The sequence below is a fragment of the Polymorphobacter sp. PAMC 29334 genome, assembly GCF_019431245.1.
In the GTDB taxonomy this organism is placed as follows: domain Bacteria; phylum Pseudomonadota; class Alphaproteobacteria; order Sphingomonadales; family Sphingomonadaceae; genus Polymorphobacter_B; species Polymorphobacter_B megasporae.
This window is the reverse complement of sequence record NZ_CP080242.1, coordinates 777,778-793,847: the sequence shown is the minus strand read 5'-3', so window position 1 is coordinate 793,847 and position 16,070 is coordinate 777,778. Positions and strand designations below refer to the sequence as shown.

The following is a 16,070-nucleotide window of genomic DNA, read 5'->3' as shown; positions in this document are numbered from 1 at the left end:
AACGAAGATAGCTCGGAATTTGACCGATGAAAATTGCGATGATGTCCTATCAAGTTTGCGTACTTAATAGAGCAAATCACGCGATTCTCGGTTGGCTTGAGTCGGCGAGTCGATGCCCTTAGCGTCAGCGGTGGCCGCGTTCATCCATCGATTCTTCGCCCAAATCATGCGTAATGGAAGGGTGTCGCTCTGCTCGATTTTTGCGGTGGATTTTTTGATCAAAAGTTTGTCAGCAATAACCACGAGTCGGCGTTGCCGCGCTTTAATCAGCAGGAATTGGATTTGTGCCAACAATTCTCATTCTGTGCCGAAGCGCCTTTCTTATACAAGCACCGGGTTAATTAGATGGTTATCGTAAGTATTCCGCCAATAGAACGCGAGATTGAAATCCGCGTTAGTGTTATAAGTCAAGTCGCCAATCCTTGCCCGTCTCGAGTCAGCAGCGTGGTCAATTGCGGCTTAAACTTTTTTGTGAGCCGAATTCGGCGTGTCTAACGCGCGGCCATCCTATATGGCGGGGTATGAGCAGCGCTCGGTTCAAGCGACTCGATTGAAACGGGCCGCATTCTTTGCGTTGTGTCTGATTCTTGCCTGCGCGTACGGCATCCTTGTAGTAGCTTTGCCGCAATCCCTGCTCGTCGGGCTTGCAGTGCCTATCGTCGTGATGCTTTTACTATGTTTATGGATGTTGCCAGATCGTGCAACATTTTCCCTCATCGCAATAGAGCGAGTTGCGCAGATATACTTTATATTGAGTATCGTCTGGCCGGCCTACATTGCGGTCGCGTTGCCTGGATTGCCTTGGCTAACGCCCACCCGGATGGCGCTGTTCTTGTTGACGTTGCTGTTTACGTATAGCCTTTCCACTTCAGGGATATTACGTACGCGCCTCATGCGTGTGGTGCGGACAACAGCTACATTTCGCTGGTGCTTTCTTTTATGGGAGGGGATGCAGGTCATTACTCTCCCGGTATCGCGCACGGTTGGGATTTCTGTCCGACATCTGCTTGACAACCAGTTTTCGTTGGTTGGCATGTTCTTCCTCGGTTGTATATTATTCACGCAGAAGGGCCGTGCCGCTTGGTTCGTGCGTGCGCTCATATTGTGCGCAATATTTACTGCTTTAGATGGATTCGTCGAACTTAGGCTAGGTTATCCCCCTTGGGCAAATCACATTCCGAGCTTTCTACGTATCGACGAGTCCATGCTGGCAAATGTACTCGGGAGTCAGGCGCGGTCTTCGGACGGACTATATCGAGTGCGTGGACCTTTCGTAAACAGCCTAGTTTTCGCTCAGTATCTGGCGATGTGTGTGCCGTTTATCATTCATTGGATATTCGTTAAAGGCAGTTTGTATCGGCGACTCCTCATGATCGTCGCGCTCGTCATTTTGTTTGGGGCGATCACCGTAACCAATTCGCGGTTGGGGTTCGTAGGCGCGCTAGTAGGAGTAGCCGGCTATTTACTAATCTGGGCATACCAGACGTGGCGTTCAGGCCATGGGGGTCTTCTCGGCCCCGCAGTGCTGCTCGGAACGCCGGTTGCTCTCTTACTGCTGTTCGGCATCATTCTCAGTAGTCATTCACTAACAGCGAAGGTGCTCGGGAATGGCGCCCACTCGGCGAGCGATAACGCTCGGCGAATCCAGCGCGAGATGGCGATCCCTCGGGTTGTTCATAATCCGGTCGGCTACGGATTAAGTAACAGCGGGTTAGTTCTTGGCTACACAAACCCGGCCGGTTTCAATACGGTTGACAGCTTCGTCATAACAACGGTTATCGATCTTGGTGTTGTTGGACTCTTCAGTTTTTACGGTATGCTCGTACTCGCGGCACGACGCGGTGTCGGTGTATATTTACGCTCTACGGACCCCGAGATAAGACTGGCTGGACCCGCAGCAATCTCAGTAGTTGTTTTTGCGGTAATATCATTAGTGCTGTCTCAAGAAAATAATATGCCGCTTATGTTTCTCCTTGCCGGTGTAATTTTTGCTTTATCGGCTCGTGACCATAAGACGGACATTACGGTATAGTTAGGACGCCTTTGTTCGTTATTTCGTACAATATTGTAGACAGTTCATGAAACTGGTTCGACTTTTGTCATCTCAGCGATAAATGGTGGCTGGTTGGTTCCCCACGGCTAGATGTTTGACCCGGGATTTGAAGGAGCATTATTCGCTGTCTGCTTGAAGAAGCACTATTGGCTATGAAGTCCGCAGGTGCGCCACGACGACTGAGGCAGTTCCTCGTGCGATACAGCGTGGTCGAGTAAGCTTGAGGGTGCCGGCCAAGCGCCACGGCATCGACCAGAGGACCCTCGCCAAGTGGAAGAAGCGGACCTCGACGTTCAATATCACGAGGCGTTCGTCCGGACCTTGAAGTACGACTGCGCCAGCGTGAACTCCAGTCCCGACACCCGCACCATCATCGACTAGCTGCCAGGCTCGTTCGTGCACTACAACGCGGTTCACCCGCATCGAGCGCTCGGCTATCGTTCTGCCCGCGATTTCATCGCTTGCTCGACCCGAGAGGAATTGTCAGGACTTCAGGGGTAACAATATCGGCTTCTTCCGCCGACTTCGCTGCTGCCATTGAGCTGCGTACGATAATGCCGTGGATTGGCAAGAACGCGTTAGGGGACAAGGCGAAGAACTGAAACGAACAACGGGCAACTTTCGTCGTCCCGTTGCCAGTTTTGCTTGGCGTCTGTCAGGCGGCGAGCATTGTCGGATGACGACGGTGCGCTACGCCTACGATCCCAAAGCCGAGCATCATCAGCATCCATTCGGCTGGTTCGGGAACCGTGCCGCCGGTGATCGACGACTTGCTGAAAGAGCTCGACGACGTGAAGTCGCTTTGTGAACCCGGCATAGTCGAACCATTGCGTTGCAAAGTCCCCGGATCATACACGTAGGCATTACCGGTAAGCTTGAAGTAGGCCGAAGCGTAATCCGTCGGGAGATACACTCCGCCTCCGAGCCACGAGTTGCCCGTCACAACGTTGTTTGTTCCGCCGAGCACGTTGACGGCAACCCAATGCGGCGCATTGGGTTCGGCTGCAATGAAGTTGTCGGTGATGAAGCTATCAACGCACGAGTAGCAGGCGACGCCCTGTGAATAGGTCGTGTTGACAATATTCCCGGAGATGATGACACGCTCAGATCCGATCGCCTTGCCAATGAACGATGTAAACCCCTGCGTGTTGCCCGTCGCAATATTATTGATAACCTTAATATCCGATGCCGGAGCATGACCGGCGGTGCTCGCCAACTGGACACAGTCCGGATGTGCCCCTGCAGAGGGCTGGCTGCCGCTACAACTATTGTTCGCGACGAGGACGAAATGATCGTCAAAAATATCGAAACCGTCTTTGGTAGATCCAATTACCTTGTTACCAGTCAGCGTGACATGGTTCGAGCCCGAAACACCCACACCGACGCCGACGTTGGTAAAGGTGGAGTTCGTGACCGAGCCGTTGGTCACATTTTGGAAGCCGATTCCGGCCTCCGCATAGGACGGAATGCTAATGACATTGGTCTTGTCAAAGGAAACGTTGCTGCTGCTGTAGACGATAATCGCCTTGCCATAGGCATTTGGACCTCTGGTCGCATCGAACGTACCGCCGACGACGCGAACGCCATTAACCGCCTGCAACTTGAGCGTGCCGGTAAACCGAGCCGTCGTCGCATCGATCGTGACCGCCGATGCGAAAGTCCTGTTCTGCAATGCAACACTTTTAGAGAAAGTACCCGAGAGCTTGATCGTGTCTCCCGCAGCGGCCGAATTCCATATGCTCGTGATGTTGGCCGACGTGGCGTATAAAACCGCCGCATTAGCTGGAATCGACATGGAGAAGGCGCACAGTAATACGCCATGTTTAAGATAATTAATCATAATAACATATGTCTCTCAGCACAAAACTCAAGCGCAAAGCAACCAAAAACTCATTTCGCGCCGGATACCGATGTGCGCCGTAATCCTCATCGCACGCGACACCTCATTGCACAATCGTCTCATTCATCATATAGGTGGTGCATGAAAGATAAATTAGTAATCTTATTCAGAATCACTCAAATCATTTTTAAATTATTTCGATTGATCACAGTTAAAGTCGAGGCCCCTCTTCTTTTTGCCAAGGCTGATCAATTATAAGAATTCTTCGTGACGGCCGATAAATAATTTATCGCGCCAAGCCGTGTTATTTCAACAATCGTGAAGCCTGACTCACGCGGGCGATTCCCAACAGGCCAGCTACGTGATTCAGTATTCCCTTTCGCCGCCGTGTTGCCGGGTGCGCGTCCTGTATTGCTGCTCGGTCAGGCCGGCTGGCATCTCTCGGCGGGCCTCGTCATTCCCGCCAACATCACCCTGCTGCCGCTGCCAGAAAAATGTCCCGAGCTAAACCCGGTCGAAAACGTTTGGTAGTTCGTGCGCGACAACTGGCTGTCGAGCCGCATCTTCAAATCCTACGGCGACATCCTCGACCATTGTTGCTTCGCATGGAACTACCTCGCCGCTCAGACGTGGTGCATCATGCCTATCGGACTGCGCCAACGGGCACATGGGTGACGGTCACAGCCGGTTCACTGCTTCCAATAATCGATATTTCTTGTCACTCTTTCCAAGGATCGTCGAAGTAACGCCTCGTGCGTGGCCCGCGAGAAATGCATTGCTAGGATTTGACGTGCAAAAGCCTTGACGAGTAGCTGCCTTGGGTAGCTGCGGATAGCGCGCGAAGCGCGGTGGTCGGCGGCATTTGGTCGTGCTAAGCAAGATGGTCTATAGCACTGATGCCACTAGGCGGGATTGGACGCGGGCGATGCCGCTCAGAACCATCAGCTGCATGCCAAACGGAGTGAAATTGAGATGATTGATATAGAAGCAAGCATGTACTATATTGCCTGCTTGGCACCGCCATTTACAGTATTCGTTCTCATCGATAGATGGCGACCACGAGTAAGTAAATGGCTCGTTGCTTTGTTTTCAGTGGCGATATTTGCGTTTTTTGTCTGGGTCGGTATTAAAATCGATGAAATGCCTGTCGCAAAAGACGGCGATGTGTATGCCTTTGATAAAGGCCGCTGATTAGGCCGATGCTGGCGTTCGTGGGGTGTGCTCGATGAGCAGTTTCGTCAATCAGTCGATGGCGCACTTGGTGAAGACGACAATAGATTCTGCGGTCTCGGGTTCGCTGTCGATGATCGAGAACATCCCCTCTTCGGGGTCCGTCTGCATTGCCGCGATCTCCTCGATCAGGTCCTGATCGGCACCGAGCAGCTCGGCGACATAGTAGGCGGTGAACGCGTGCGACGGTGACGCCATCGGGCAACCCAAGCGGCATGTTCGGCACGCAAGTTCCATGGCATGAGCTCGGTAAGCCGGTGTTGAGGGATAAAGGCGATGCGGCGATGACGTCGGCGAGCCAGGCCTGCGGATAGACGTCGTTGAGCTTGGCGGTAACGACCGGCGAGTACATGAGAGCGGCGCGTTCGCCGCCTGAACCGGAGCCAGCGAAGAGCCGCGCCTTCCGGATGCAAGCGCGATGGGCGGTCGTGCGGCGCGGATTGAGGTTTCACTGGCAAGATGCGGCAGCGGTCCTGGTCCGATTATGAGAAGGGACTGATCGTTGCAGAGAGCTATGCCAGCGACGGCATCACCGTCTGTGACGTGGAGCGCCGCAACGGCATCGGTCCCAGCCAGCTGTTCACTTGGCGGCGCAATTGCGCCGTCCGGTGGAGACCGCCAAACCTCTATTGTTTGTGTCGGCGATCGTCGAGCTTGAAGACGTTCCGGCGCCACTACCCACACAGCGGCGGCAGCGTCGCCGATCAGCTCGCCGCTGTAGCGGTCCGGCGCCGATCGAGGTCAGCATGGATGGCATTTCGGTGCGGATCAGCCGCGGGCCGAAGCGACCCTGATGGCTGCGGTTCTGGATGCGCTGAAGGCCAGCCGGTCACAGGACGAGGCCCGTGCTGACGCAACCCGGGCTCTGGTCGCGACCCGACCGGTGAACTTTCGCTAGGGGATAGATGGCTTGGCGGCGCTGGTGACGGCCCAGTTCGGCGGCGATCCGTCTCGGTGTTGTATATGTGTTTCTCGCCAAGAAGGCCGATCAGGTAAATCTGGTCTGGTGGCACGGCACCGGCCTGTGCCTGATGGCGAAGAAGCTGAAAAGCGGCGCCTTTAGTTTCCCATCGGTGCATTATGGCGTGACGGGAGTGACCTTCGGCTAGCTTGCGGCCTTCCTCGAAGGACTCGACTGGCGTCGCGTGCATCAGGAAATCCGCACGAGAGTATCGCAGATCGCGGACTAACGCGTTGTATCTGCGGTAGGTGGACTCGGCTTTCCGGAAGCCCTCGACGCGCGTGCACGCGCATGATGCATTTTCCCGATCATGCTCGCCGAAGCGGATCTCCCCGACAATCCCGAGGTGCTCCGCGACATGATCGTCGCTGCCAACGCCAAGACGGCGCTCCTTACGGCAGAGGTCGAGCGCATCAGCGCCGACGCCGAGTTGAGGGCCATCGCTCAGGTCGAGGCCGATGGCGAGATCGCGCGGCTGAACAGCATCAACGCGGTTTCCATCCGCCACCGCTTAGCGCCCCGTTCGGAGAAGCTCGACGGCGACCAGTTCGAGCTCGTGGTCGAGGATCTTGGCATCGCCGTCGCTAAGGTGGAAGCCAAGCTCGATGCCGATCTCGAGCGCATCAAGCAGCTAATCGACGCCGACCGCAAGCAGTGTGCCTGCTGCGGCGGACACCTCCATGCCATCGGCGATAACGTGGCCGAGCGTCTCGACAAGGTTCTGGCAAGCTTCCGCGTGATGGTAGCGCGCCGCCCGCGCAATGCCTGCCGGTCGTGTAAAGGCGACGTGGTGCAGGCGCCGGCACCGACGCGGATCGTCGATGGCGGCCTGCCCACCGATGCGCTGGTCGCCCAGGTTTTGGTCTCCAGGTACGCCGATTATCTACCGCTCTATCGGCGGGCCCAGATCTATGTCCGCCAAGGCGTCACTCTCGACCGCTCGACCTTGGCCGACTGGACCGGCCGGGCAGCCTGGTGGCTGACCCGTTGCGCGACCATTTGCTCGCCGCGCTGGAGCGGGGACCGAGGCTGCTCGCCGAAGAGACGACCGCGCCGGAGCTGACCCGGGACGACGACCCACCAAGACCGGGCAGATCTGGGCTATGTCCGCGATGATCGACCATGCGGTGCCACCGACTCGCCGGCGGTGGCGCTCGCCTTTTGCTGGTCGCAAGTGCGCCGCGAGTTCTTTGAACTGACCAAGGACGACACGTCGCCGACAGCCCCGAAGTGCTGCAGCTGATCAAGGCGCTTTACGCGATCGAGGACGCGATCGGTGGGCAGTTGCTAGACCTGCGCCGGTCGGTCCGTCAGGAACATAGTATGCCGATAATCACCGCAATGCACCGGCTTCTGACCGCGGGGCTTGGCCTGGTGAGTGCCAAGATCAAGCTCGCCGAAGCGATCCGCTACGCCACTCTAGCCAAAACCTCTATCAGAATATTCCCTGTAACTTCCGCAGCTAAAGGACCTCAGAACATCGCTTACTATCTGTCTCGTCGTACGAGAGCCCAGCTGGTCGACGAGGAGATGACGACGTTCGGCACGTTGAGCGTAAAGTGGCCGCAGCGTCTCCTCGTTCTGAAGCTCGAGCAGAGCGACCCGCACCGCCAGATCGGCATTGATGGCCCGGGTGCTAGCGCGGACTCGGCCTCTGCGTTCGCGAGCGCCGTGCGCAGCCTCGTGACATCGCTGGAAGGCACCGCTGTCATGCGAATAACAACAACAGCTCTGCGCATTTGGGGTAACTCACCGTCCAAAAGCAGAGAATCAAGCGACACGCCGAGCGTCACCGCTTGTCATGAAACGTTTGATCAGCCACTGAAATGCTACCGGATGACGCCCCGCTGATCACGAAATGAGTCGAGTGTGCCGCACCCTTTGGCGTAATAAGGTGATTGTGGCGAAACACGCACGCCCGGCAGTCAGTGAAATATATGCCATTGGCTAGCAACGTCGCTGCCGTGTTGTTGATCACGACGATACGGTCGAACCCGCCGTCGTTGATCCCGCCGCGAACGTGATTGAAGCCGTTGAACCCCTGCATTGCGCCGGTTGCGCTGTTATTGCTGATCGTGATGTCGGCAACCGGAGCGGCGGTCGGACGACTCCAGAGCTGGACGCAATCAGGGTGCGAGCCCGTCGTAGTGTCGGGGTCGGAGCATGTGTTGCCGTCTATCAGCCCGCGGCGCGACAACGCGATGTCGATGCCGTCTGAGCCCGAGTGCGACATGATGTTTCCGGTCACGCGGAAATCGGAGCTGTTAGCGTAGATGATGCTATTGCGAAGGTAGTTGTGCATCGTCGCTCCTTCGATCGTTACGAATGCGCTTTCTCCAACGCTAAACCCGCTTGTCACCTCATTCTTCCCGTCGAAATCGCCGCCGTGCCAGGCAATGCCCGAAGAGCCGTCGACGTCGACGCGGGTAAGGGTCATGCCGGTCGCAATTATTGTTACCGATGGGCTGTAGTTGCGCCCCTTGATCACTATCGGTGGACAGGGGGCAGGCGCGTGTGCGCTGTTAGTAAGAGCGATTATCGAGCCGCCGGGAAGCGTGGGGGACAGGACGGACAGCAGCGTCGCGCATGTCGCGATAATGGGGGCTGGCGCAGCCGCACCGAGCAGCGGGCTGGACAGGGCGAGCGTGATGAATGCGCAAATGCGGATCATATAGCGGTGTTCCGGTGTCGCGAGCAGAACGTTGCTCGTATTCCGTTTCTATGATGTGTTGGGGTCTACGGCTACTACCAATCGATTGCTGGCGCTAGGACACCTTCGACAACCGGCCGCACATCGATTGAACATCACGCAGTGGGAAACGATGGTATCTAGACACTTTACGTTAGCGTTGCCTTTGGTGACAAAGCCGGTAAGCCGGTGGTCGAGACCGTTCTTGGCGCCGTCGAGCGCGAAGGAGTGGCAGCGGAACGGTTCGCCGTTAACGATAGCAAGCTTGACCTCTTCGGCGGCCGAGCCCGGGAACTTACAATCGGTGAGTTGGACGCCGTTGCCGTCAGCACGGTGAACCTTGTACGCTATTGCGCACTGAGGCGCTGGAGGGTCTCGGCACCGACCCTCGTGATCGCCTTCTCTCGGAGCTCTACGAATACCGAGTTGCAGGTCTGTAGATCGCGCCGTCAGAAAAAGCCAGCCTGGCTCGGTGCGAACCTCGGCGATATAGATGTGGGAGTAGGCACAGCTGGGTGAAGCGTCCGCAAAGTGTCGGAGACTTTTACGGTTGCATTGTCTGATATCTCGCGCCCATAGGGAATTCAGCCACCTATCGGGGTGGCACGGTTGTTGCGCGCACGCTAGGGAGGCGGCTTGGCCTAGGAGAGTGTGGATGCGTAACGCTATGCGAGGTGCTGGTTCGCTCGTTTTTGTTTTTGGCGGCCCAATCTCTAATTTTGTCCCGACGCGTTACGTTTTTCGGCTGTTTGATGGATTCTACCTGCCCTTATTTTTTAATTGAACCAGCGCGCAGCCGACGTAAAATCAAGGGATTGTCGTGGCGACCAGTCAAGCGAATTTCTCGTCTTTGAAGCCAATGGCATTGAAGTCTCAGCCGCAGTTAGCTTTTTCGATCGCTATTTTTTTCGTGGCTATTATTCCGCTAATAGTTACACCCCTTTTTCCATTCATAGATCTCTATAATCATTTAGCGCGTTACTATGTTCTCGGCCATCTCGAAACAGATGGCGTCCTTCGGGCCAATTATACCGCCAACTGGGCTCTTCTCCCAAATATAGGGCTCGACGTCATTGGCACCGTAATGATGCGGTTTGTGCCGAAGTCTATCTCGGCCCAATTAATTGTGATCTTACTGTTCGCAGTCCAGTACTGCGGTGTTCTTGCGTTCAATAGAGCTCTGACGGGGCGGACATCGCTGTTGGTCGCTCTGCTGATCGTACCGCTGCTCTACAGCTACATTCTAAATTGGGGTTTCGCTAGTTTCTTATTTGGCCTCGGCCTCGTCTTTTTAGCAGCTGCTTGGTGGGTCGCGCGACGGCATCGATTGGTGGTGGCGCTTCCAATAGCCTGTCTCCTTGCAGTGGCCATCTTCTTCGTTCACGGCCTTACTTTTGCAATTTATGGTTTACTCGTCGCCTCCCTCGAGATCGGTCGTGTATGGCAAGCCCCAGGGCGACGGCTGAACAATCTTATCCGCGCACTCTTGCCGGTGGTAATTCAGGCATTAGTGCCAACCGCGCTCTTCTTAAGTGCGCCGACAAGTGAGACGCCGGGAGGAGTATCCAACGCAGGTGCGAGTATCGCACGCTTAGCTCAGCAAGGGACGCTTGGAACGCGCCTATGGGAATTGTTTGATTATCGGATCCTTACGATCGTACGCGTCGCCGAGGGTCCGTGGCTCTGGCTTGATCTCTTAACGTTCGTTGCGTTAGTGCTGATCATAGCAACATTGGTTGTGCGCAAACGGGTAGCTATAATTCCGGTTGCGTGGCCGGCGATTGGTGTCGCTGCGTCTCTTGTAGTGCTCGTCCCACCCGCGATGTTTGGGGTCGGCTATGTCGCCGACCGCATGCCGCTTTTCCTCGCGCTTCTCGCGGTAGGCTCGATCTCCGTGCAAGCATTCTGCCTCGACGTCCGCCGCGCCACCTGGGCAGTTGGATCAATTGTTTTGTTACGCCTGTGCGCGATAACGATTGGCTGGCAGGAGTATGCAGCCGATTATGCCGATTTTCAGCGCATCTCGCTTCTTATCCCACGCGGCTCTCTCGTCCATGATCTGATTGTCGGTGATTCTAGACGCGGCAGTTCTGAGCCGCGGTGCGCCATGTATCGACCATTACTGATACGCGATTATGGTCAAGTAGGGGCGCTTTTTTCTGATGAGTATAAGCAGCCGTTAGCATTAAAGGGACAAGTCCGGGCAGCAGTGCGCGCTTTGTCGGCAGGTGTGAGCGACGGTACTCACCGTGGTCACATTGATAATGATCCTGTATCTGACACGGGTCGGGCCGGTTTCGACTTTGTTTTGATGTGTGGTGCGCAGCCCAGACTGCGGCCGCTCCCGTCACGGGTTACCGTTGTCGCCCGTACAGAACGGTTCATGTTGCTCGATGTTCGCGCGCTCCATTTTAGGCGCGCGGCAAATACCCATAACTAGACTGCGTATCGCGGCTGACGCTCACCGAAGCGCGCTGGTGACGTCGGACCGCGCCGCATCCTCCATGCGGGTGGCTTATAAATCTCTTGTGACGCACTGGCGGCCTAGATGCTTGGTCGAGGGATTTTGATGAGTTTGATCTGACGTAGATCGATGAGGCGCGGCGAGCCAAGCTTAAGATAGCTTCGTAGGGCTGAGCCCTTTGCGGGCCTTAAGCCTGCGGCCGAAATTGTAGGCGGGGACAAATTGGCGAAGATGTTGCCCGAACTTGTTGTGCGTCGTAATGATACCGCTTGACGGTCGCTTCCTTGGGGATGCGGTTCACCCGTGCGACCTTCCCGTTGATCTAAGGGCAGCGAGGCTTGGCGAGAAGCGGGTCGATGTCCGCATCGGTTTGGTGTTGGAAACAAATATACTGTAGACTTCCAGGAGCTTCTTACCTTTCGCGATTTTGATGAAATAGGGTTGTGACTCGCTTCCGCGCGCGCGCGGCAACCTCAAACTGCCTTGTTTTCGGACTCAGTTGCTTGCGAAACGTCTTTATATATGACTGACCGCGCGTTACAGGATATCGATGTCCCAAAAATGTATTGAGGAATTGGACGCCTGAATTGCGATCTTCGAGTTCACACTGATTTCATTTGTGATATCATGGACTTCACCGCAGACCACGAGTTGACAGGCGATGGGGCTATAATCGATGCAAAAGTCGATCATGATTCGATCCACGCTGGTTACAATCTTTGTGTTTTTGCTTATATGGCCGTTAGCGCTCAATCGAACGGCTATCCTGTATCCGGATACAGGCAGATATTTGATGAACGGCCTCAATTTATGGCATGCGATTGATGCTCGCCATACAGGCGTGCGCTCTACCTCGCTAGCCGGAAATACAGCTGGAGCAATCGGTGCGTCACAGGGCGGTCCTACATCGGTCGCAAAACCAAAGGTAACGCTGGGGGGGCGCTCTCCTTACTACGGCGCATTTGCATGGGGCGCACGCGCGTTTGGCGGGCTCGGCACAATCACGATCGCTCAGGCGCTTTGGCTAGCGTTGGTACTGGTCGTTGCTCTGCCCGAGTTTGGCCTTCGGCGCCCTCATACACAAATAGTGACTGTCGCTGCAATATCCATGATAAGTCCGCTCGCATTCTTTATCGATGTAATCATGCCAGACGTGTTTATCGGAGTCGTAGTCGTAGCTGTATTTGTCTTATGGTATCGATGGCCCAGAACTTGGATGCCCCGCTTGTGGTGGCTGTTTAACATCTTGGCTGCGGTTCTTTTTCACACCTCTGCTTTACTGCTCGCCGTTTTGCTGTTGGCATGTCTTGCCCTAGCCGAGCACCGCAGCTGGCAAAATAGACGCCATCAGGCCATATCAATATTTAGCGCCCTCGCGATCGGCCTATGTGGAAGCGTCGCAATGGATCTTGCGATAAAGCACGCAACAGGGCGCGCAGTTACTCCGATCCCATATCTTCTCGCCCGCACCATTGGCGACGGGACCGCCGCTCGCGTTTTGCGTGAAGACTGTCCTGCCAGGGGTTACGCAACATGTCGATTTGTCAATCAATTCCCGCTTACAGAGAACGAATTCCTTTGGGGACGCCCCGGACTAGTCGGGTGGAACCAGATTGACCCTAGCTCTGAAACCGCAATCGTTCGCGAGCAGTGGCCGATTGTTTTCGCGGCGCTTACTCGCTATCCCGGCCAACAATTATCGCGCTCCGCCCATAACCTAGTATGGATGTTTTTTACTCTAGATGTCGATGAGTTTGGGTATTCCATAAAGCTTGACCACTCCCTTGATAACAAACTATTTGATGCACAACGAATTGAGGCCGAGTCCGGGCGAATTTACAGTCAACATCTGACGCTACGTTTATTGTCGGTGATTTGGCATATAACATATATCGTAGCGGTCTCATTTGTCATCGTCGCGCTATTATTTCGTCGAAGATTACGGATCAGTCGTTTGACGCTTCAGGTAGCCTCGACTATGCTTCTCGCACTGGTCTTAAGTGCCGCGATACAAGGTGTCCTAGGCGGAGTCTGGGGGCGTTATACAGCGCGCATTGCCTGGCTTGCGATCCTTGCCGCGATCGTTATTGCTGTTGATATATTGCGCGGTCGAACCCGGTCGCTTTCTTAGCATTTCTTTTCAAATTCAATTGGTCGCGAAGTTTCCATCACGAATGGCTCCAGCAAAGTATACGACCGTAAACTATGGTTGCAGTGTAAGCGATGTGCCGAGGCCCTTCAGGCTTGGAAGTTCCACGGCATGAGCTGATTGAGGTTCTGGCTGGAGTGTCCGCGGGCAAGGCGCTCGAGGGTGTCGGTGAGCCAGGCGAGTGGATCGACGGCGTTGAGCTTGGCGGTCTCGATGAGGCTGGCGATGACGGCCCAGTTGTCGCCGCCGTCGTCGGAGCCGGCGAACAGGGCGTTCTTGCGGTTAAGGGCAATGGGCCTGATGGTCCGCTCGACGGTGTTGCTGTCCATCTCAACGCGGCCGTCTTCGACGAACAGCGTCAGGCCGGTCCGTCGCGAGGTAGCGTAGCGGATCGCTTCGGCCAGCTTGCTCTTGGCGCTGACCAGGGGGAGCCGGGCGGTGAGCAGTCGGAACAGCGCGTCGACGATCGGCTCGCTCTTCTCTTGCCGCAAAGCGCGACGGGCTTCGGCGTCCTTCCCGCGGATCTCGTCCTCGATGGCGTAGAGCGCCTTGATCAGCTGTAGTGCCTCGGTGGCCGTTGGTGAGGCGTCGGCCCTGGCGAGCTCGAAGAACTTGCGGCGCGCATGGGCCCAGCAGAACGCGAGCGCCACGTCATTGCGGCGGCCGAGCTTGTTGTAACCGGCATAGCCATCGACCTGCAGGATGCCGCTGAACCCGGCGAGATGTGCCAGTGGCCGCTCGGACTTGCGGTCGGGCGCGTAGATGAAGGCCACCGCCGGCGGATCGGTGCCGCCCCATGGTCGATCATCGCGGGCATAGGCCCAGATCTGCCCGGTCTTGGTGCGTCGTCGTCCTGGATCGAGCACCGGTGCCGTCGTCTCGTCGGCGAACAGCCTTGGTCCCCGCTTCAGGACAGCAAGCAGGTGATCCCGCAGCGGCGTCAGCCACCAGGCGGCGCGGCCGGTCCAGTCTGCCAATGTCGAACGGTCAAGGTTGACGCCCTGACGGGCGTAGATCTGGGCCTGGCGGTAGAGCGGCAGATGATCGGCGTACTTGGAGACCAGCACCTGCGCGACCAGCGCGTCGGTCGGCAGCCCGCCTTCGACGATCCGCGGCGGTGCCGGCGCCTGCACGACCTGGCCGTCGCAGGCACGGCACGCATAACGCGGACGGCGGGTCACCAGCACCCGGAAAGCTGCCGGCACCACGTCGAGGCGTTCGGCCACATCCTCGCCGATGGCATGGAGATCACCGCCGCAGCAGGCACACTGCTTGCTGTCGACGTCGATCAGTTGCTCGACGCGTTCAAGATGCGCCGGCAGCTGGCCGCGGTTGGTACAGCGCTGCTTCTCGGCGCGCGCGTTGGGTGAACTGATCGTATCCAGCTTCGCTTCCACCTTGGCGAGGGCGATGCCGAGATCCTCGAGCACCAGCTCGAGCTGGTCGTCGTCAAGCTTCTCCGAGCGGGGACCGAACCGGTGACGCATGAAGGCGGCAATGATGCTGTTCAGCCGAGCGATCTCGGCATCGGCTTCAGCCTGGACGACGGCGTTCTGCTCAGCTTCGGCGCTAATGCGCGCGACCTCCGCCGTCGCGTGCTCCACCTTCGCCATGAGCCGCGCCGTCTCGGCGTGGGCGGCGACGATCATGGCGCGGAGCACCTTGGGATCGTCGGGAAGATCAGCTACGGCGAGCATGATAGCGGTAGTGAATCACGCGCGCGCACGCGCGTCGAGGGCTACCGCCGATATGAGTCAATCTACCGCAGGCACAGTGGCTTAGCCGGCGATCTGCGGCACTCTCGTGCGTCTGGCCTGATGCACCCGGCGCCAGTCCAGACCTTCCACGAGTGCGGCGAGCTGGGCGGCGGACAACCGCATCACGCCGTCATGAACAGACGGCCAGCTAAAGGCGCCGGCTTCCAGCTTCTTGGCCATCAGGCACAGGCCGGTGCCGTCCCACCAAACCAGCTTGACCCGGTCGGCCTTCTTGGCCCGAAACACATAGACGACGCCGGAGAAGGGATCGCCGCCGAGCTGGGCCGTCACCAGCGCCGCCAGGCCGTCCATCCCCTTGCGGAAATCTACCGGCCGCGTGGCGACCAGCACGCGGGTGGCACCGCTTGGCCCCGGCGCCGTCAACGGCTGCCCTTCAGCGCATCCAGTACCGCCGCGATCAGGGTCGCATCGGCACCGCGGCCGATCCGCACCGAAATGCCGTCCATGCTCACCTCGATCGGGGCTGGGATACTGCCGCGACGGGCAGACCGACGTCGTCGCGGAGATCTGGCCGCCGATGTTGCGGGTAGCGGCGATGGAACCTCTTCAGGCTCGACGATCGCCGGCACGAACAATGGCGCTTCGGCGGGCTCCACCGGGCGGCGCAGCTGCCGCCGCCACGTGAACAGCTGGCTGGGGCAGATGTCGTTCCGACGCGCCACGTCACAGACGGTGATGCCGTTGCCGGCATAGCTCTCGGCAACGATCTGCGCCTTCTCATCATCGGACCATGGCCGACGCCGCCTCGTGCCGGTGAAAACCTCGATCCGCGCCGCACGACCGCCCATCGAGCCAGCATCGTCACATGACATCATCATAGCATCAGCACCGCCAGCCCCTGGGACAAGCAGGACTCGCGGGTTACGCCGTCATGAGCAAGGCGGGGTCAGCACAGCGCTTACGTTG

Annotated in this window: 15 protein-coding genes and 4 pseudogenes; 10 read left to right on the top strand and 9 right to left on the bottom strand. The window is 57.2% G+C overall.

What is annotated here, in order from left to right; genetic code table 11:
• Positions 1-63 precede the first annotated feature (63 nt).
• Positions 64-291, bottom strand: coding sequence for a hypothetical protein (locus KZX46_RS03595; RefSeq protein WP_219773931.1), 228 nt, complete (start codon positions 289-291; stop codon positions 64-66).
• A 259-nt stretch (positions 292-550) separates the two neighbouring features.
• Between KZX46_RS03595 and KZX46_RS03590 the strand changes: the two genes are divergently transcribed.
• Positions 551-2,032 carry an O-antigen ligase family protein gene (locus KZX46_RS03590; protein WP_219773930.1) on the top strand — a complete coding sequence of 494 codons (1,482 nt, stop codon included), beginning with the start codon at positions 551-553 and terminating at the stop codon, positions 2,030-2,032.
• A 324-nt stretch (positions 2,033-2,356) separates the two neighbouring features.
• Positions 2,357-2,554: pseudogene (locus KZX46_RS22730) on the top strand (integrase core domain-containing protein); the annotation flags it as partial.
• Between the two features lie 154 nt (positions 2,555-2,708).
• On the opposite strand, the gene KZX46_RS03585 reads toward KZX46_RS22730, so the two are convergent.
• Entirely contained in the window at positions 2,709-3,893 is a 1,185-nt protein-coding gene (locus tag KZX46_RS03585; protein WP_219774265.1) for a right-handed parallel beta-helix repeat-containing protein, read from the bottom strand.
• Positions 3,894-4,277: 384 nt separating this feature from the next.
• Here KZX46_RS03585 and KZX46_RS22725 point away from each other — a divergent pair.
• Together KZX46_RS22725 and KZX46_RS03580 are read left to right on the top strand one after the other, a co-directional pair.
• Positions 4,278-4,568 (top strand): annotated as a pseudogene (locus tag KZX46_RS22725) (transposase); the annotation flags it as partial.
• 297 nt (positions 4,569-4,865) lie between these two features.
• Complete coding sequence (locus KZX46_RS03580) at positions 4,866-5,084, top strand: hypothetical protein (protein ID WP_219773929.1); 219 nt, start codon at positions 4,866-4,868, stop codon at positions 5,082-5,084.
• A 51-nt stretch (positions 5,085-5,135) separates the two neighbouring features.
• On the opposite strand, the gene KZX46_RS03575 is transcribed toward KZX46_RS03580, so the two are convergent.
• Both KZX46_RS03575 and KZX46_RS22720 read right to left on the bottom strand, forming a co-directional pair.
• A complete protein-coding gene (locus tag KZX46_RS03575) occupies positions 5,136-5,321 on the bottom strand; it encodes a hypothetical protein (RefSeq protein WP_219773928.1) in 186 nt (61 codons plus the stop codon).
• A gap of 23 nt (positions 5,322-5,344) precedes the next feature.
• Positions 5,345-5,529: pseudogene (locus KZX46_RS22720) on the bottom strand (transposase domain-containing protein); the annotation flags it as partial.
• A 53-nt stretch (positions 5,530-5,582) separates the two neighbouring features.
• Here KZX46_RS22720 and KZX46_RS23435 point away from each other — a divergent pair.
• The 4 genes from KZX46_RS23435 (at position 5,583) to KZX46_RS03555 (ending at position 7,935) form a co-directional block, all read left to right on the top strand.
• A complete protein-coding gene (locus KZX46_RS23435; RefSeq protein WP_219773927.1) occupies positions 5,583-5,975 on the top strand; it encodes a transposase in 393 nt (130 codons plus the stop codon).
• A 113-nt stretch (positions 5,976-6,088) separates the two neighbouring features.
• A complete protein-coding gene (tnpB, locus tag KZX46_RS03565) occupies positions 6,089-6,232 on the top strand; it encodes an IS66 family insertion sequence element accessory protein TnpB (protein ID WP_219773926.1) in 144 nt (47 codons plus the stop codon).
• Positions 6,233-6,394: 162 nt separating this feature from the next.
• A complete protein-coding gene (locus tag KZX46_RS03560; RefSeq protein WP_219773925.1) occupies positions 6,395-7,147 on the top strand; it encodes a transposase in 753 nt (250 codons plus the stop codon).
• A gap of 167 nt (positions 7,148-7,314) precedes the next feature.
• The gene (locus tag KZX46_RS03555; protein ID WP_219773924.1) at positions 7,315-7,935 is read left to right on the top strand and encodes a transposase; all 621 of its coding nucleotides are present in this window, start codon (positions 7,315-7,317) and stop codon (positions 7,933-7,935) included.
• On the opposite strand, the gene KZX46_RS03550 is transcribed toward KZX46_RS03555, so the two are convergent.
• Positions 7,874-8,755 (bottom strand): right-handed parallel beta-helix repeat-containing protein, encoded by an 882-nt coding sequence (locus KZX46_RS03550; protein WP_219773923.1) that lies wholly within the window; start codon positions 8,753-8,755, stop codon positions 7,874-7,876. The two genes, KZX46_RS03555 and KZX46_RS03550, sit on opposite strands and share 62 nt — an antisense overlap.
• A gap of 838 nt (positions 8,756-9,593) precedes the next feature.
• On the opposite strand from KZX46_RS03550, the gene KZX46_RS03545 reads away from it, so the two are divergent.
• On the top strand, positions 9,594-11,213 hold the full coding sequence (locus tag KZX46_RS03545) for a hypothetical protein (RefSeq protein WP_219773922.1): 1,620 nt from the start codon (positions 9,594-9,596) through the stop codon (positions 11,211-11,213).
• Between the two features lie 201 nt (positions 11,214-11,414).
• On the opposite strand, the pseudogene KZX46_RS22715 reads toward KZX46_RS03545, so the two are convergent.
• A pseudogene (locus KZX46_RS22715) lies at positions 11,415-11,556 on the bottom strand (IS481 family transposase); the annotation flags it as partial.
• Between the two features lie 357 nt (positions 11,557-11,913).
• Between KZX46_RS22715 and KZX46_RS03540 the strand changes: the two are divergent.
• Positions 11,914-13,368: a hypothetical protein gene (locus tag KZX46_RS03540; protein ID WP_219773921.1), complete on the top strand. Its 1,455-nt coding sequence runs from the start codon at positions 11,914-11,916 to the stop codon at positions 13,366-13,368.
• A gap of 107 nt (positions 13,369-13,475) precedes the next feature.
• On the opposite strand, the gene KZX46_RS03535 is transcribed toward KZX46_RS03540, so the two are convergent.
• From KZX46_RS03535 to KZX46_RS03525, 3 genes are all read right to left on the bottom strand, one after another.
• Positions 13,476-15,083 (bottom strand): IS66 family transposase, encoded by a 1,608-nt coding sequence (locus KZX46_RS03535; RefSeq protein ID WP_219773920.1) that lies wholly within the window; start codon positions 15,081-15,083, stop codon positions 13,476-13,478.
• Positions 15,084-15,164: 81 nt separating this feature from the next.
• Positions 15,165-15,527 (bottom strand): IS66 family insertion sequence element accessory protein TnpB, encoded by a 363-nt coding sequence (gene tnpB, locus KZX46_RS03530; RefSeq protein ID WP_255614771.1) that lies wholly within the window; start codon positions 15,525-15,527, stop codon positions 15,165-15,167.
• Positions 15,524-15,982: a transposase gene (locus KZX46_RS03525; protein WP_216711671.1), complete on the bottom strand. Its 459-nt coding sequence runs from the start codon at positions 15,980-15,982 to the stop codon at positions 15,524-15,526. The genes tnpB (KZX46_RS03530) and KZX46_RS03525 overlap by 4 nt, the downstream gene beginning before the upstream one ends.
• Between the last annotated feature and the right edge of the window lie 88 nt (positions 15,983-16,070).